The sequence below is a fragment of the Mycobacterium appelbergii genome (genome assembly GCF_032883035.1).
GTDB lineage: Bacteria > Actinomycetota > Actinomycetes > Mycobacteriales > Mycobacteriaceae > Mycobacterium > Mycobacterium appelbergii.
In genome coordinates this window covers 52,780-68,145 of sequence record NZ_JAMQTH010000011.1, presented here as the reverse complement: position 1 = coordinate 68,145, position 15,366 = coordinate 52,780, and the positions used below count along the sequence as shown (strand labels likewise).

The 15,366-nt window shown below is 65.6% G+C and carries 16 protein-coding genes; 10 read left to right on the top strand and 6 right to left on the bottom strand.

Going from position 1 to position 15,366, the window contains the following annotated elements:
* Positions 1 to 5: 5 nt before the first annotated feature.
* The 8 genes from M1247_RS24120 (at position 6) to M1247_RS24085 (ending at position 6,930) form a co-directional block, all read left to right on the top strand.
* A complete protein-coding gene (locus M1247_RS24120) occupies positions 6 to 134 on the top strand; it encodes a hypothetical protein (RefSeq protein ID WP_317158931.1) in 129 nt (42 codons plus the stop codon).
* Entirely contained in the window at positions 131 to 1,669 is a 1,539-nt protein-coding gene (locus M1247_RS24115; RefSeq protein ID WP_317158930.1) for an ABC transporter substrate-binding protein, read from the top strand. Before M1247_RS24120 ends, M1247_RS24115 begins: the two co-directional genes overlap by 4 nt.
* Positions 1,666 to 2,631, top strand: a complete 966-nt coding sequence (locus tag M1247_RS24110; protein ID WP_317158929.1) for an ABC transporter permease — start codon at positions 1,666 to 1,668, stop codon at positions 2,629 to 2,631. Before M1247_RS24115 ends, M1247_RS24110 begins: the two co-directional genes overlap by 4 nt.
* Positions 2,628 to 3,500, top strand: coding sequence for an ABC transporter permease (locus M1247_RS24105; protein WP_317158928.1), 873 nt, complete (start codon positions 2,628 to 2,630; stop codon positions 3,498 to 3,500). Before M1247_RS24110 ends, M1247_RS24105 begins: the two co-directional genes overlap by 4 nt.
* Positions 3,497 to 5,059, top strand: coding sequence for a dipeptide ABC transporter ATP-binding protein (locus tag M1247_RS24100; protein ID WP_317158927.1), 1,563 nt, complete (start codon positions 3,497 to 3,499; stop codon positions 5,057 to 5,059). Before M1247_RS24105 ends, M1247_RS24100 begins: the two co-directional genes overlap by 4 nt.
* A gap of 3 nt (positions 5,060 to 5,062) precedes the next feature.
* On the top strand, positions 5,063 to 5,803 hold the full coding sequence (locus tag M1247_RS24095; RefSeq protein WP_317158926.1) for an SDR family NAD(P)-dependent oxidoreductase: 741 nt from the start codon (positions 5,063 to 5,065) through the stop codon (positions 5,801 to 5,803).
* A 68-nt stretch (positions 5,804 to 5,871) separates the two neighbouring features.
* Entirely contained in the window at positions 5,872 to 6,120 is a 249-nt protein-coding gene (locus M1247_RS24090; protein WP_317158925.1) for a DUF1918 domain-containing protein, read from the top strand.
* 123 nt (positions 6,121 to 6,243) lie between these two features.
* Positions 6,244 to 6,930 (top strand): flavodoxin family protein, encoded by a 687-nt coding sequence (locus tag M1247_RS24085; RefSeq protein WP_317158924.1) that lies wholly within the window; start codon positions 6,244 to 6,246, stop codon positions 6,928 to 6,930.
* Here the strand turns inward: M1247_RS24085 and M1247_RS24080 are convergent, their stop codons facing one another.
* From M1247_RS24080 to M1247_RS24055, 6 genes are all read right to left on the bottom strand, one after another.
* Positions 6,931 to 7,749: a universal stress protein gene (locus M1247_RS24080; protein ID WP_317158923.1), complete on the bottom strand. Its 819-nt coding sequence runs from the start codon at positions 7,747 to 7,749 to the stop codon at positions 6,931 to 6,933.
* Positions 7,750 to 7,865: 116 nt separating this feature from the next.
* Complete coding sequence (locus M1247_RS24075) at positions 7,866 to 8,633, bottom strand: SDR family NAD(P)-dependent oxidoreductase (RefSeq protein WP_317158922.1); 768 nt, start codon at positions 8,631 to 8,633, stop codon at positions 7,866 to 7,868.
* A gap of 15 nt (positions 8,634 to 8,648) precedes the next feature.
* Positions 8,649 to 9,731, bottom strand: a complete 1,083-nt coding sequence (locus M1247_RS24070) for an ABC transporter permease (RefSeq protein ID WP_317158921.1) — start codon at positions 9,729 to 9,731, stop codon at positions 8,649 to 8,651.
* On the bottom strand, positions 9,728 to 10,750 hold the full coding sequence (locus M1247_RS24065) for an ABC transporter permease (RefSeq protein ID WP_317158920.1): 1,023 nt from the start codon (positions 10,748 to 10,750) through the stop codon (positions 9,728 to 9,730). The genes M1247_RS24070 and M1247_RS24065 overlap by 4 nt, the downstream gene beginning before the upstream one ends.
* Positions 10,747 to 12,258, bottom strand: coding sequence for a sugar ABC transporter ATP-binding protein (locus M1247_RS24060; RefSeq protein WP_317158919.1), 1,512 nt, complete (start codon positions 12,256 to 12,258; stop codon positions 10,747 to 10,749). The genes M1247_RS24065 and M1247_RS24060 overlap by 4 nt, the downstream gene beginning before the upstream one ends.
* Positions 12,259 to 12,261: 3 nt before the next feature.
* Positions 12,262 to 13,320 (bottom strand): autoinducer 2 ABC transporter substrate-binding protein, encoded by a 1,059-nt coding sequence (locus M1247_RS24055; protein WP_317158918.1) that lies wholly within the window; start codon positions 13,318 to 13,320, stop codon positions 12,262 to 12,264.
* 223 nt (positions 13,321 to 13,543) lie between these two features.
* Here M1247_RS24055 and M1247_RS24050 point away from each other — a divergent pair, with 223 nt between their 5' ends.
* Together M1247_RS24050 and M1247_RS24045 are read left to right on the top strand one after the other, a co-directional pair.
* A complete protein-coding gene (locus tag M1247_RS24050) occupies positions 13,544 to 14,662 on the top strand; it encodes a substrate-binding domain-containing protein (protein WP_317158917.1) in 1,119 nt (372 codons plus the stop codon).
* Complete coding sequence (locus tag M1247_RS24045) at positions 14,653 to 15,354, top strand: IclR family transcriptional regulator (RefSeq protein WP_317158916.1); 702 nt, start codon at positions 14,653 to 14,655, stop codon at positions 15,352 to 15,354. Before M1247_RS24050 ends, M1247_RS24045 begins: the two co-directional genes overlap by 10 nt.
* The last annotated feature ends 12 nt before the right edge of the window (positions 15,355 to 15,366 follow it).

Genomic DNA, 15,366 nt, shown 5'->3' with positions numbered 1-15,366 from the left:
AATGGGTGAGTATCGCAGTCTTCATCAGCGTCGTCACCAGTTTGTCCGTCGGACGTTTCGGGCCGGCCCCGGTGGCGGCCCCAGCGGGTGGGCGTACCGGCGGATCACCCGCGGTGATCCTGGAGAGATCGTGACCACACGACCAGCGTTTAAAGCGTTGAGCACGGTGGCGGCCATCGTGCTGCTCGCGCTCACGGCCTGTTCCACCGGCAGTCGGGTGGACCTCGGGGACGCGGCGTCGGGCAACCTCATCGCGGCCATCGCGGGTGAGCCCGACCAGCTCGACCCGCATCGAACCAGCGCGTACTTCTCCTTTGAGGTGCTCGAAAACGTCTTCGACACCCTCGTCGAACCGGACGAGAATCTGCAGATGCGGCCCGCGCTGGCCAAGTCGTGGGAGGTCAGTCCCGATCAGCTCACGTGGACATTCCATCTGCGCGAGGGCGTCAAATGGCACGACGGCACCCCGCTGACCGCTGACGATGTCGTCTTCTCGTATCGGCGCATCATCGACGAACAGCTGACCAACGTCGACAAGTTCAGCGCGGTCACCGATGTGGCCGCGCCGGATCCGGCCACGGTGCGCATCACCGTCAAACACCCCACGCCCAATCTGCTCACCAATCTCGGCGGGTTCAAGGGCATGGCGATCGTCCAGCGCCGCAACGTCGAGAGCGGTCAGATCGCCACCCACCCGATCGGGACCGGCCCGTTCGCGTTCGCGAGCCGGCGCAGCGGGGACTCCATCACGCTGAAGGCCAACCCCGACTACTGGGCCGGGCCGCCCAAGATATCGGGTGTGACGTTCCGGTTCATCTCCGAACCGTCGACAGCGTTGTCGGCGCTGCAGGCCGGCGAGATCGACTGGACCGACTCGATACCGCCGCAGCGCGTCGCACAGCTGCGCGACGACGACTCCCTCGCACTCGCGGTCACCCAGAGCAACGACTACTGGTACCTCGCCCTCAACGAAGCCCGCGCACCGTGGAATGACGTGCGGGTGCGCCAGGCCATCGCCTACGCCATCGACCGCGATGCCATCGCCGCAGCCACCAGTTACCGCACCGCCACGGTCAATCAGCTCGCCATCCCGCAGGGCAACCCGTGGTACACCGGCTATGACCGCTACCGGTACGACATCTCGGCGGCCGAGAAACTGCTGTCCGAAGCCGGCACGTCACCTCAGCATCTCGACATGCTCGTGACGAGTGAGTATCCCGAGACGGTGACTGCGGCACAGATCATCGCCGACAACCTTGCACCGCTTGGCATCACGGTCGACATCCGCACCGTCGACTTCGCAACCTGGCTCGACGAGCAGAACAACGGGAACTTCGACATGCTGATGATGGGCTGGCTCGGCAACATCGACCCCGACGACTTCTACTACGCCCAGCACCATTCGGGTGGCACCAGTAACGCGCAGAAGTTCAGCGACCCCGAGGTCGACCGGTTGCTCGACGCCGGACGGGTGCAGACCGATACCGAGCGACGAAAACAGCTCTACGCCGAGGCGGCCACCCGCATCGCCGATGAGGTCAGCTACATCTACCTGTACAACCCGTCGGTGATCCAGGCGTGGGCCAACAACCTGTCCGGATACGACGCGCGTCGCGACGGGGCCGTCCGCTTTCGCACCGCCGACCTGAGTCAGGGTGATGCGTCATGAATTTCGTCACGAGCCCGATCCTGCGATTCCTGGCGCGCCGGCTGCTGTACTCGGCCGTGGTGCTGGTCGGGGTCCTCATCGTGGTGTTCGCGCTGGTGCATCTGGTCCCGGGCGATCCGGTGCGTATCGCGCTCGGTACCCGCTACACACCGGAAGCCTACGACGCGCTGCGCGCGGCCAGCGGCATGGACCGGCCGATCGTGGAGCAGTTCTTCGGCTACCTCGGTTCAGCGCTGACCGGCGACCTCGGGGTCAGCTTCCGCAACGGTGACCCGGTCGCCGTGACCCTGCTGGAGCGGCTGCCCGCAACACTGTCCCTGGGCGTGGTCGGCATACTCATCGCCCTGCTGATCGCGCTGCCCGCGGGGATCTTCTCGGCGCTGCGCGAGGGCCGGGCCGGCGACGCGGTCGTCCGGGTCGCGAGCCAATTCGGAGTGTCCATCCCCGATTTCTGGCTGGGCATCCTGCTGATCGGTGTCTTCGCATCGACGCTGGGGTGGCTGCCGACCTCCGGATACCGGCCGCTGCTGGACGATCCGGGTGGCTGGCTGCGCCACATCATCCTGCCCGGGCTGACCGTGGGTCTGGTCGCAGGCGCAATCATGACCCGGTATGTCCGTTCGGCGGTCCTGGAGGTCGCGGCCATGGGCTATGTGCGGACCGCCCGGTCGAAAGGGCTACCGCCGCCGGTGGTCACGTTCCGCCACATCGTGCGCAACGCACTGCTGCCGGTACTGACCATCACCGGTATCCAGCTCGCCACGATCCTGGGCGGTGTCATCGTTGTCGAGGTGGTGTTCGCCTGGCCGGGGCTGGGCCGGCTGGTATTCAACTCCGTTGCGGCCCGAGACTATCCGGTGATTCAGGGTGCGGTCCTGCTCATCGCCGTGCTGTTCCTGCTCATCAACCTGATCGTGGACATGCTCTACGCCGTCGTCGACCCGAGGATCCGGCTGTCATGACCGTTACCGAGAGCCGCGTGGCGTCGTGGCGGCTGCTGCTGTCCAATCCGGTCACCACGATCAGCGCCGTGGTGCTGCTGGTCATTGTGTTGGTGGCGCTGACGGCGCAGTGGATCACGCCGTACGGCATCAACGACATCGACGTGCCCAATGCCCTGCAGAGCCCGAGCTGGTCCCACTGGTTCGGCACCGATGAGCTTGGCCGTGACGTGTTCTCCCGTGCCCTGGTCGCCGTCCAGGCGTCGCTGCGGGTCGCGGTCGTCAGTGTCGCACTGGCCGCGGTGGTCGGAGTGACGGTCGGCGTGGTCGCGGGGTACCGCGGCGGCTGGCTGGACACGGTCGTGATGCGGATCGTCGACGTCATGTTCGCGTTCCCGGTGCTGCTGCTCGCGCTGGCCATCGTGGCTGTGCTGGGACCGGGCGTGACCACCACCATGCTGGCCATCGGCATCGTGTACGTGCCGATCTTCGCGCGGGTGGCACGCGCCAGCACGCTGGGTGTGCGGGTGGAGCCCTTCGTGGCGGTGTCACGAAGCATGGGCACCGGCGACGCCTACATCCTGCGTCGGCACATTCTGCCGAATATCTCCGGACCGCTGATCGTCCAGCTCTCGCTGTCGCTGGCCTTCGCGATTCTCGCCGAGGCCGCATTGTCGTTCCTGGGGCTGGGAATTCAGCCGCCGCAGCCGTCGCTCGGCCGGATGATCTTCGATGCGCAGGGCTTCGTCACACTCGCCTGGTGGATGGCGGTGTTCCCCGGCGTGGCCATCTTCGTCAGCGTGCTGGCGTTCAATCTGTTCGGCGACGGGCTGCGCGATGTGCTCGACCCGAAACAACGCACGCTGATCGAGGCCAGGAGGAAGCAGTGAACCCGGTATTGAGCGTGGCTGATCTGCAGGTGGCGATCGGTGCCAGGAAAATCGTGCGCGGAGTCGCCTTCGAGGTACAGCGGGAACAGACGGTGGGCATCGTCGGTGAGTCCGGTTCCGGGAAGTCGATGACGGTGCTGGCCGCGACCGGTCTGCTGGATGCACCGGGAGCCGTCGTCACCGGCAGCAGCACGCTCACCGGCGAATCCCAGCTGGTCGGCGCATCGGCGCGCCTGCTGCGCTCGGTCCACGGTGGGCGCATCGGGTTTGTGTTCCAGGATCCGGGAACGTCGCTCAATCCGCTGCTGTCCTTGTCCCGGCAGATCACCGAAACCCTTGAAACACACCGCAAGGTGACCCGGCGGCAGGCCCGGACCCGGGCCGGCGAGCTGCTCGAGGCGGTGGGCCTGTCACCGGATCGGCTGGATTCCTACCCCCACCAGTTGTCGGGCGGTCAGCGGCAGCGGGTGATGATCGCGATCGCCCTGGCCTGTGACCCGGAGCTGCTCATCGCCGACGAGCCGACCACCGCACTGGATGTCACCACACAGGCACAGATCATCGAGCTGGTCGCCGACCTGCAACGGGATTTCGGCACCGCGGTCGTGTGGATCAGCCACGATCTCGGTGTCATCGGACAGGTGGCCGACGAGGTGACGGTGCTGCGTGACGGTGAGGCCGTCGAGCAGGCGCCGATCCTGGACATCTACGACCGGCCGCAGCATCCCTACACGCGGGAGTTGCTCGACGCCCGCCCGGTGCTGGAGGTATCCGGGCCGGATGCCACACCAGCCGATGCCCCGGTTCTTTTGGAGGTCAAGGGACTTGATGTGCGCTACGCCGGTGTGCATGCAGTCAGGGAACTGTCGTTTCACATCAAGCAGGGAACGACGTTGGGTCTGGTCGGTGAGTCGGGTTCGGGCAAGTCGACGGTGGCTGCCGCGCTGACCGGTCTCGCCGAGCCGGCCGCGGGCACCGCAACGCTGGACGGCACGGGTATTTTCGACGCCGGCCGCGACCTGCGCCGGCGGATCAGCCTGGTGTTCCAGGACCCGTTCTCGTCGCTGAATCCGCGCGCCCGGGTGGAGGCGGCGATCGGTGAGCCGCTGTATGTCCATCGGCTGGCCAAGGGCAGGCGGGCTCGCGCTGAGCGGGTGGCTCAGCTGCTCGAACTCGTCGGCCTGGAACCGTCTTTCGCGTCGCGTTACCCGCATGAGCTTTCCGGTGGTCAGCGGCAGCGGGTGAGCATCGCCAGGGCACTGGCCACCGAACCGGACCTGTTGATCCTGGACGAATCCACGGCATCACTCGATGTGTCGGTGCAGGCGCGGGTTCTTGATCTGCTGACCGACCTGCAATGCGAGCTGGGATTGACCTACCTGTTCATCGCCCACGATCTGGCCGTGGTGCGCCGGATGTCCCATGACGTGCTGGTCATGCGCGCCGGTGAGGCCGTGGAGTACCGGCCGGCCGCGGAACTGTTCGCCGCGCCCGAGCACGAGTACACCCGCACCCTGCTGGCCGCCGTTCCGCCTGCCAGGCCACGTGAGAAGGTCTAGGGCATGAGTCAACTGAGCGGCAAGGTCGCGTTGGTCACGGGTGCATCCTCGGGTTTAGGTGCGGCAGTTGCCAAGCTGTTCGCGCAGCGCGGCGCCACGGTGTTCGGGATCGCCCGAGATGCCGACCGCATGGCAGAAGTGTTCAGCGACGTTCCCGGCGGTAAGTACGCGTCGGTCGACATCTCCTCGTCGGAGGGGTGCGGGCAGGCCGTGGCCCGGTGCGTCGAGGAGTTCGGCCGGCTCGACGCGCTGATCAACGTCGCGGGATTCCACCAGATGCGGCATACCCTCTCGGTGACCGACGCGGACTGGGACAAGGATCTCGCAGTCAACCTCAACGGTCCGTTCTACCTGTGCCGGGCGGCTCTGCCGCACCTACTGGAAGCCGGCGGCAACATCGTCAACGTGGCTTCCATCGCCGGCATCGAGGGCGAGGTCTACTCCGCGGGCTACTGCGCCGCCAAGCACGGACTGGTCGGACTCACCCGGGCGCTGGCGATCGAGTTCACCTCCGAGCGCCTGCGCGTCAACGCTGTCTGTCCCGGCGGGATGCTGACGCCGCAGACCACCGAGTTCGCCGCACCGGAGAATGCAGACTGGAATCTGATCATGCGGATCGCTGCGCCGCGCGGAATGATGGACGTCGCCGACGTCGCGAAAACCATCGCGTTCCTGGCCAGCGACGACGCCGCCGCCGTGCACGGCGCGGTGTACAACGTCGATGCCGGGAAGACAGCCGGATAAGCCTTCCCCATCGCCACCGGTGCGCGCACGATGGAAGTGTCCACCGAGTACGACGAGAGGAGCAGACGATGAAAGCCCACGTCGGCGACTTTCTGGTGGTGAAAGGCACCACCACCGACCAACACGAACAGCATGCCGAGATCATCGCGGTGCGCGCCGAGGACGGCTCTCCCCCGTACGTGGTGCGCTGGCTTGGCGATGGGCACGAGGCGACGGTGTACCCCGGCACCGACGCGGTGGTCGTCTCCGCCGCCGAGCATTCCCGGGCAGCCGAACACCCGGGAGCACGGTCCGGCCGACCCGGCGACCGGCACTAGCCCGGCGACCACACGTATCTGGCTGTACCGTCGAGGATTCCAGCCGTCACCGGCGCGCAGGAATATATTCTGTCTGCGGCTCGGTTGGCACTGTTCATACCGGCCGACACGACCGACACGGAGATGATCCAGATTGCGCGCATCGACAACCCGGGAGGCGGTGCGATGAAAGTTCTGGTGATCAGCTCCAGTCCACGAGAGGACGGAAACTCACACCTGCTGGCCGAATCGGCCTGTGCCGGTGCGGAGGCCGCCGGCCATGAGGTGGAGCACGTGTTCCTCGACGAGTACGTGGAGCGCATGCTGGACAACTGCCGACGCTGCCGTTTGTCCAACGGGCTGTGCTCACTCGATGACCGTTACGCAACGCTGTTACTGGACAAGATGCTTCCTGCGGACGGCATCATCTACGCGATGCCGCTGTACTTCTACGGCATGCCGGCACGGCTCAAATCGGTCTTCGACCGGTTGTTCTGCTACACCGCCAACAGCGCCCCGCAACAAGATCAGGTCGTTGACGGCATTACCCGTAAGGCTGTCGGTGTACTGATCTCGTGCGAGGAAAGTTATGTCGGAGCCACTGCAGGCGTCGTCTCACAGTTTCAGGAACTGACCCGGTATCTGGAGCAGGACCTGGCGGGCGTTGTCGTGGGTAACGGCAACAGCAGGGGCGAGATTGCCTGCGACCCAGCTGATCCGTTGACACGCGCACGCGATCTCGGTGCCCGGCTCTTCGATATCCGGGTGACCGACTACCGATTGACGACCGTCCGCTCGAACAAGGTGTGGGACCCGGTGAGCTACGGCTGACTACGCCTCGGGTACGACCAGTACGGGTCGGTAGGTGCGCTGCAGCGTAGCTGCGGCGACGCTTCCCAGCAGAACCTTCTTCAAGGCCGACCGCCCGCGCGAGCCGACAACCAGCACGGCGGCACGCTGTTCGGTGGCAAAGGCGGCCAGCGCATCTGCCGTGGCACCCGCGCCGGACCCCCGGAAACGGGGCACCCGGTTGGTCGCCTGGGACTCACCGGTGTCCCCGTCGTCCACGACCACGGTAATCACGTTCCGGTCGGGAAAGAGTTGGCGTGCGGTCGCGGCCGCTGCGTTGGCGCCGGCCGAGCCGTCGACACCGACGACGACGGGGCCGTCCGCCAGGGCATCGTGTTCGACCGTCAGCATATGTTGTGAGACAACGAGAACCGGACGCGGCGCATGGTGCACGACGAGGTCTGAGACACTGCCCATCTTCGAGTCGGCGGCGCCGATCCCGCGCGCACCCATGATCAGCACATCCGGGGACAACTCCTGCGCTACCTGCGCCAGTCCGAGACCCTCGCCGGCCCAGGTGCGTTTAACCAGCGCCTCGGCCTCCCAGCCGACCGCGCGCGCCAGCGTGACGCCGGTGTCGACCATCCGCGCGGCCTCGCCCTCGCTTTCGCTGTCGACCAGGTCGATCAACTCATTGACGTTTCGCGCGGAGTGCCGCAACCGCGACCGCAACCCCTTGCTGCCGAACGGTGGCGTACACAGGTAGACCATCACAGCCTGCGCCGCCGGGAACAGGACGCTGCCGGTGCTGATCGCGGCGTTCGCTGCCAGAGACCCGTCGTATCCGACCACTACCTTCATCAGCCGTCACCTTTCGTCGACCTCAGGATAGGTCCGCCGGCCGCTGAATCGACTGGTCTCGCCGAAGCGGGTCGACGACCAGGCGCGAAGCGGTGTGCCGATCCGGCTCAGAAAGCTCAGAAAAGGGTGTAACCGCCGTCGATTACGACGACCGACCCGGTCATGAACGCCGACGCGTCAGATGCCATGTACACCACGGTGGGGGCGATCTCCTCGGGTAGCGCGAAGCGCTTCATGGGAGCGTCCTCGATCCAGTGTCTCCGGAAGGCCGGATCGTCGACAGGTGCCATCTCGGTCTTGACGTAACCGGGTGCGATGGCGTTGACCCGGATGTTGTACGGGGCCCACTCTGCCGCGAGTGATTTGGTGAGCTGGTGTACCGCCGCCTTGGACGCGTTGTACGACGGCTGCCACTGTGGGCGGTTGACGATGATGGAGCTGATCGAGCCGACATTGATGATGTTGCCGCCGCCATGGTCTTTCAGGTATCCACCGGCGACTCTGCTGAGCCGCCACAGAGATCGCGTGTTCACGTCGAAAACACGATCCCATTCGTCGTCGCTGATCTCGAGCGCGGGGCGGTGGACCGCGATACCCGCGTTGTTGACCAACAGGTCGAGGCCGCCGAGGCGGGCCACCGCTCCGTCGACGGCAGCTGCAGGACCGTCCTGCGCGGTGATGTCCACGTCGAACGCCTGGACTTTGAGCCCCTCCCGAGCCAGCGTTGCCACCGCGGCGTCGTTGCGCTCGGCGTCTCGGGAGACGAAGACGACCTCTGCGCCGGCTTCGGCGAGCCCCCGCACGAATGCCAGTCCGAGGCCACGGTTGCCGCCCGTCACCAGTGCACGCTTGCCGGTCAGTGCGAACGTCTCGAGTACCGCCATGATCTCCCCCGTTTGTCAGTGATTTCCGCGAAATCGTTCGGTGGTCAAGCCGTTGAGCAGGGCGGCGAGGATCAGGACGGCGCCGAGGGCGAGCAGTTGGAACTGCGTGCCCGAGTTGCCCTCGAAGTAGAGGATGATCCCGGCATTGAGCCAGACAATCAGCACCGTGGCCGCCAACACACCGACCACCCGGCCGATGCCACCGGTGATCGCGACACCGCCGAGTACCGCGATGGTGATCGCGGGAAGGGCCAGCCCGTTGCCGGACGTCCCGGCGTCGGGCCGGGCTGAGGCGAACTCCGCAACGATGTACACCGCGACCAGACCCGACAGCACGCCGGACAGGACGTAGGCCCGCATGCGGGTGCCCGCGACGCCGACACCCGCCCATCGGGCGGCAGTGTCGTTGGTGCCGACAGCGTAGAGCCTGCGCCCAAAGGTGCCGCGGTCGAGGGCCAGCCAGAGGATCACCACGACGGGGATCAGGAATGTGAATATTCCCAGGGGAACGTCCGGGACGTAGTCGCCGATGAGGGGAATGCGGATGGAACCGGTCAGCGAATAGAGGTCCTGGATCTGCGTGCTGTTGATCGGCTTCTGACCATTGATGACCAGGGCGATGGACTTGTAGGCGTAATAGGTCGCCAGGGTGGCGATCAGGGCGGGAAAGCCGATGCGGGCGACCAGGAATCCGTTGACGGCCCCGAGGGCGCCACCGCAGATCAGTGCGAGCGGCACCGCGGCCCACAGCGGCCAACCCCACTGTCCGTAGGCGAATCCGAAGATCATTCCGACCAGCGACACCATGGCACCCACCGACAGGTCGATACCACCACGGCCGGAGACGATGACGATGAGTTCGGCGAATCCCAGCAGCGCCAGCGGGACCGCGTCGATCAGCGTTGCCGACATGTAGTCGAAGTCGTATGCGCCGGTGAGGTATCCGTTGGCACTCAGATACATCAGGATGACGACGACGATGACGATCAGTGCACCGAGCAGCACGATCCGCTGCGTCAGAACTGCTTCGGCGACCCGGTTGGCCCAATTGCGGGTACCCGGCTCGTCAGTAGCTGGTGCGGCGGCGTCGACACTCATGGCCGTCTCCTGGACCGTTGCCGCAGCAGATCGGTCCCGACCGCGACGATGATGAATATCCCGACGAAGAGGTCCGACAGTTGTGACGGCCAGCCGAGTTGTGTCACACCCGATTTCACGGTCTGGACGAGAAGCGCGCCCAGAACGGTACCCAACACCGACCCACGGCCACCCATGATCGACGTCCCGCCGATCACCACGGCTGCGATGACAGCCAGCTCCTGACCGGTCCCGACCGATTGATCGAGGCTCGAGGTGCCCTTGGCCAGGGTGAAGATGGATGCGAGTCCGATCAGGAGGCCGGTGCTGACATAGGCGATCAAAATCCGCCGTTGGACTCTGATCCCGGCCAGTCGGGCCGCGACCGCGTCGCCACCGATGCCGAAGAGGTGGCGTCCACCGGGAGTATGCCGCAGATACCACCAGGCGATCGCGGCGACCACCACGGTGATCGCGAAACTGTGTGGCACGCCGAGGGTTCCGCCGTCCTCACCGCGGCCGAACCAGGCCAGTGTCGGCGGCATGCCGCTGACGGGCTGAGAGGCGAAGATCTGAAGGCCGACGAACAGGAAGAGATTCGCCGTGCCGAACGTGATGATGATGGCGTGTACCCGGCCGTAGGCGATGAGCAGGCCGTTCACCAGGCCGAGCACCGCGCCGGTCCCGAGGGCCACGGCAAGGCAGCCGATGAGCGGGAGACCTTGGTCGCGCATCAGCTTGGCGGTCACCACCGAGCACACCATGATCGCAGCGCCGACGGACACATCGATTCCGCCGGTGATGATGACGAACGTCATGCCGATGCCGATCAGGGCCACGGGCGCCACTTCAACCAGCAGCGGGATGAGTGAGCCCGAGCTCAGGAATGCCGGGGTCGCGAAAGCCAATACCACCCAGAGCACCGCGATGACCGCGATCAGCACGATCTCTGCGGGGGTCACCGGTGACGGCAGGACTCGTCCACGGGCGCGCACGGGTGGTGCGGTGGGCGCGGCATTGGGGTCGACGGTGACGCTCACGCGCTGGCCGCCTCTCCCCGATCGCCCGCAGCCGCGGCCAGGACGTCCACTTGGCGGGCATCCGGTCCGAACTCCGCGACGACGGTGCCGGCACGGATCACCAGGAGCCGATCGGCGATACGCAACGCCTCCTGGAGGTCAGAGGTCACAACGAGAACTGCTGTGCCGTTGTCGGCGAGATCGGTGATGATGCGGTGGATCTCCTCTTTGGCGCCGACATCCACGCCTTGCGTGGGTTCGGCGAGCAGGAGCAGTTTGGGCCGCTCGACAAGTTGTCTGGCGAGAACCACCTTCTGTGCATTTCCACCGGAAAGATTGCCGATGGCGTAGTTTTCGTCCGGTGCCCGTACCGCCAGCCTTTTCATCAGGTCTCTGGCCACGGTCCGCTCTTTGCCGCGATCGACGAACATGCGGCCGAGAGCGAGGCGCGGCAGATGAGCGATCGAGATGTTGAAGGCGATGGATTGGAACGAGAACATGCCCTCGGTCTTGCGGTTGGCCGGAAGCAGCGCGATCCCCGCATCCTGGGCCTGCCGCGGCGTGCGCGGCGCGACTGACTGGCCCTCAAGCACGATTTGGCCGCCGCTGGGCCGCGCCAGGCCGTGAATGCATTCTGCAATCTCCGCGACCCCGGAACCCACCAGTCCGTACAGACCCAGGATCTCCCCGGATCGCAGTTGCAGGCTCACATCCTCGAAGTGGCCCGCGCGCGCGAGTGACTTGAGCTCCAGCACCGGCGGCCCGTCCGGTACCACGCGCACGGACCGGTCATCCGAGAGGGCCTCTCCCACCATGAGTTCGGCCATCCGGCGGACCGACAACTCCCCGACCGGGTACGTCCCGATGGTGCTGCCGTCACGCATGACGGTCACCTGGTCGGCGATCTTGATGACCTCGTCGAGCCGGTGAGAGATGTACACGACCGCAACGCCTTCGGCCGCGAGCCTACGGATGATGCCGAACAGGACCTCGATTTCGGTGTCGGTCAGGATCGCGGACGGCTCGTCCAGGATCAGGACACCGCACTTGCCGGCAAGTGCCTTGGCGATCGATACCTGCTGTTGAGTGGCGACCGACAGATTCCCGACCGGGACGGTGGCGAGTTTCTCCGGGAGACCGAGCATGTCGAGCAGGCCGACAACGCGCTCATTCTGCGCGGCCCAGTCCACGCGCCTCCGCTTGACGATTTCACGGCCCAGAAAGATGTTCTCGGCGACGGTGAGTTCGGCGAACAGCTGCGGCTCCTGGTAGACCGTCGCGATGCCCAGCTCGATCGCATCGACGGTCGAAGCGATCGAGACCGGCCGGCCGTCGTAGGTGATGCTGCCGGTGTCCGGGGTGACGGCTCCGGAGATGATTTTGATCAGCGTGGATTTTCCGGCGCCGTTCTCCCCGACCAGGGCATGCACACTGCCGGGCTGGAGTTCGAAGTCGGCGTGCCTGATTGCCCTGACCGCGGCGTAGCTCTTGGCGACCCCGGAGAGCGTCAGTCGTGTGTCGTTGGACATGGATCAGTAATTGAACTGGTCCACGTTCTCGGTCGTGATGAGCAGCGGGTCGCCGAGCACCAGCGTCTTGGCGGCCTCGTCCCATTTGACGTCGGGCATGTCATCGTTGACCTTGTTGGTGGCCTCGAATGTCTTGCCCTTCGCGAGCTGCTCACCGGCCCACGCAGTGAGATAACCCAGGTTCTGGACATTCCACAGGATCGATCCGGACGAGGATCCGTCGGCCAGGTACGGCTTCATCGACTTCGGGGTCCCGATCCCGACGGTGAAAACCTGTCCGATCTTGCCTGCGTCTTTGACCGCCTGTGCGACACCGACCGCCGAGGTGGTGCACTGTCCGATCAGACCTTTCAGATCGGGATGCGCGCTCATCAGATCGATTGACATCTGCGTTCCCCTGGCCTGATCCTCGCCCGAGTACACCACGTCGACGAGCTCAGCCTCCGGGTATTTCTGCGACACATATGCCTTCTCCGCGGCGATCCAGGAGTTCAGGTTCTCGGCGGTCTCACCACAGGACACGATGGCCCACTTGCCTTTTCCGCCCATCGCCTGCATGAGCGTTTCGGCTGTGGTGTTTCCGATCCCTTCCGCGGTGGCCTGGTTGACGAATGCCTCACGAACCGAGTTCGGTGCGTCGGTGTCCGCCGTGAGCACCTTGATGCCGGCGTCCTGCGCCTGCTTCATGAGCGGTGCCATCGAGTCGGGATCGTTGGGCGCGATGACCAGCACGTCGACCTTCTGCTGGATGAAGGAACGGACAATCTGCGCCTGCGCCGCGGCATCGGCCGATGTCGGCCCCTGGTAGAGCCATTCGACGTCACCGAGGTCGGCCGCGGCCTGCTTGGCCCCGGTGTCCATCGCCTCAAAGTACGGGGACCCCTGCAATTTCGGCACGAATGCAACCTTGACGTTGCCCGCGGAGGAACCGGATTCCTCGGAGGCGCCTGCGCCACCGGTTGTCGCCGGCGCGCTCGTGTCCTTCTTGGTGCACCCTCCGGTGACCATCGCGAGCGCCAGAACAACGCTGACTGCGCCGACGAAACGCCGGGAAATCCTCATCGACTTCTCCTTCGAGCTGAACCGGTGACCGCGTGAGAGGCGAACACACCCGAGATCAAAACGTTTCAAATTTCGAACACATAGCCGGGTGACGCAACACACATTATGTAGGTGTTGTGACCTTGTCAACAGAACCGGGGGCGCACCGAGGCGCGCCCTGATCTATTTCTTGTTTCGTACCGAGAGACGAGCAATGAAACGCACATCGATTACTCTGATGCAGATGCAGGTCCCCAGGCAGGACTCCGAGCGCTTGCTCGAGAGCCGCCCGAGAGTGCCTGCGTTATCCCGTACTGCCATTGTGCTGCAGCATATTTGCGATGCCCGACGACCACTGGGCCTGGCAGAACTTACCCAGCTGACCGGGTTCCCGAAAAGCAGCGTGATGGGCATCTGCCACGCACTCACCGACGAGAATCTGGTGACCCGCGGCGTGGACGGCACCTACGCGCTGGGCCCACGGGTGTTCGAATTCGGTTCGGCCGTTCGCGCCGGAAACAAGTCACTGCACGACATCGGATTCACCTACCCGCTCGACGAGAGCTTCTTCCTGGCCGAGATCGGGGCCCTGCACGCCGAGGCGACCACGATCGCCGCGCACCTTCGGGTGTTGTCCGCTAATGAGGACAAACGCCTTCAGGCCCAACAGATTTGCGATTTCGTGCTGGACGGCGTCGAGCTGATTCTGGTCGAACCGGTGGCGTCGGAAGGCTTGGAAGCCGCGTGTGAGCAGGCGCGTGCGGCCCGGATTCCGGTCGTGGCAATCGGTTCCGCGCTCAGCGGCGCCGATGCGGTCGTGGCGACAGATAACACAAAAGCCGGCGCGTTAGCCGGAGCCGCACTGGCGAGAGCGCTGTCGGGGCGGGGTCATGTCGCGGTGGTCGGCGGTATACCCATCACTGCCAACTCTGACCGGGTGGCCGGGTTCCTCGGAGCGGTCGCGACCCACCCCGAACTGTCGATAGTGGCAACCAGCCGAGGAGAATTGGACGCTGCTTCCGGGGAGAGGGCAGCCGAGGAGATCCTGGCCGACCACCCCACCGTGGCAGGGTTCTTCGCCAGCAACGACCAGATCGCCATCGGCATCTCGCGCGTGCTTGCCCGCCGGAACCTGTTCGTGCCGATCGTCGCCGTCGACGGTGCACGGGGCGCCGTCGACCAGATCCGCGCGGGCGGACCTATCGTCGCATCGGCCACTCAGGATCCAGTGGCGTTGGTACGAGCCGCAATCGAGATCGGAAGTGCCCTACACAGCGGTGCCGATGTGATTCGTCGATCGCACTACATCACGCCCCGGCTGATCGACGCGCAGAACGCCCAGGAGTACGAGCCATGGGGGTAGCGCGACCACGCACGCCCGCCGTGCATCGCGGCGCAGCCATCCTGGACGCCATCGCGACCGGCGCAGCCGACACCCCCGCCGCGCTGAGCGAGTGCCTCGGGCTGGCCAAGAGTTCACTCACCGATCTGCTGGGCGCCATGGAGATCGAGCACCTCACATCCCGCAGCCCGGACGGCCACCTGCACATCGGCGGGCGTTGGGCCGCGCTGTCCGACCCGGATGCCGCCGTCGACCGCCTTTTCCGGGCCTGCGCGCGGACGCCCGAACTCGACGGTCACACCACCTCAGTCGGCCAGCTGCTGGGCAATCTGGTCGTCTGCGTCGACGTGCATCCAGGTCGCCATCCCCTGCCGCTGACCCCACGCGCCGGTCAGCGCATGCGGGCCGCCGACACCGCGGGAGCCATCGCGATCCTGTCGTCCGTGCCGGTCACCGCCGCTACGGAGATGATCCGGGTGTGGGCCGATCACCTCGGCCTCACCGAGGAGCAGGTAGCACGTACCCTCGCCCTGCGACTCACCCGGCGCAGAAGCGTCTACGCATCACACTCCACGCAGGCCGGACGCCAAATCGCCTGTGCTGTAGCCGGTACCCGGTTGGCACTCACTCTGCACCTGCCCAACAGCTGGTCGGATCCGGCACTGGTCCGCAGAGCCGGACGCGCACTGAATGCGGCCGCAAACGACAGTTGAGGTTTCGGGCCC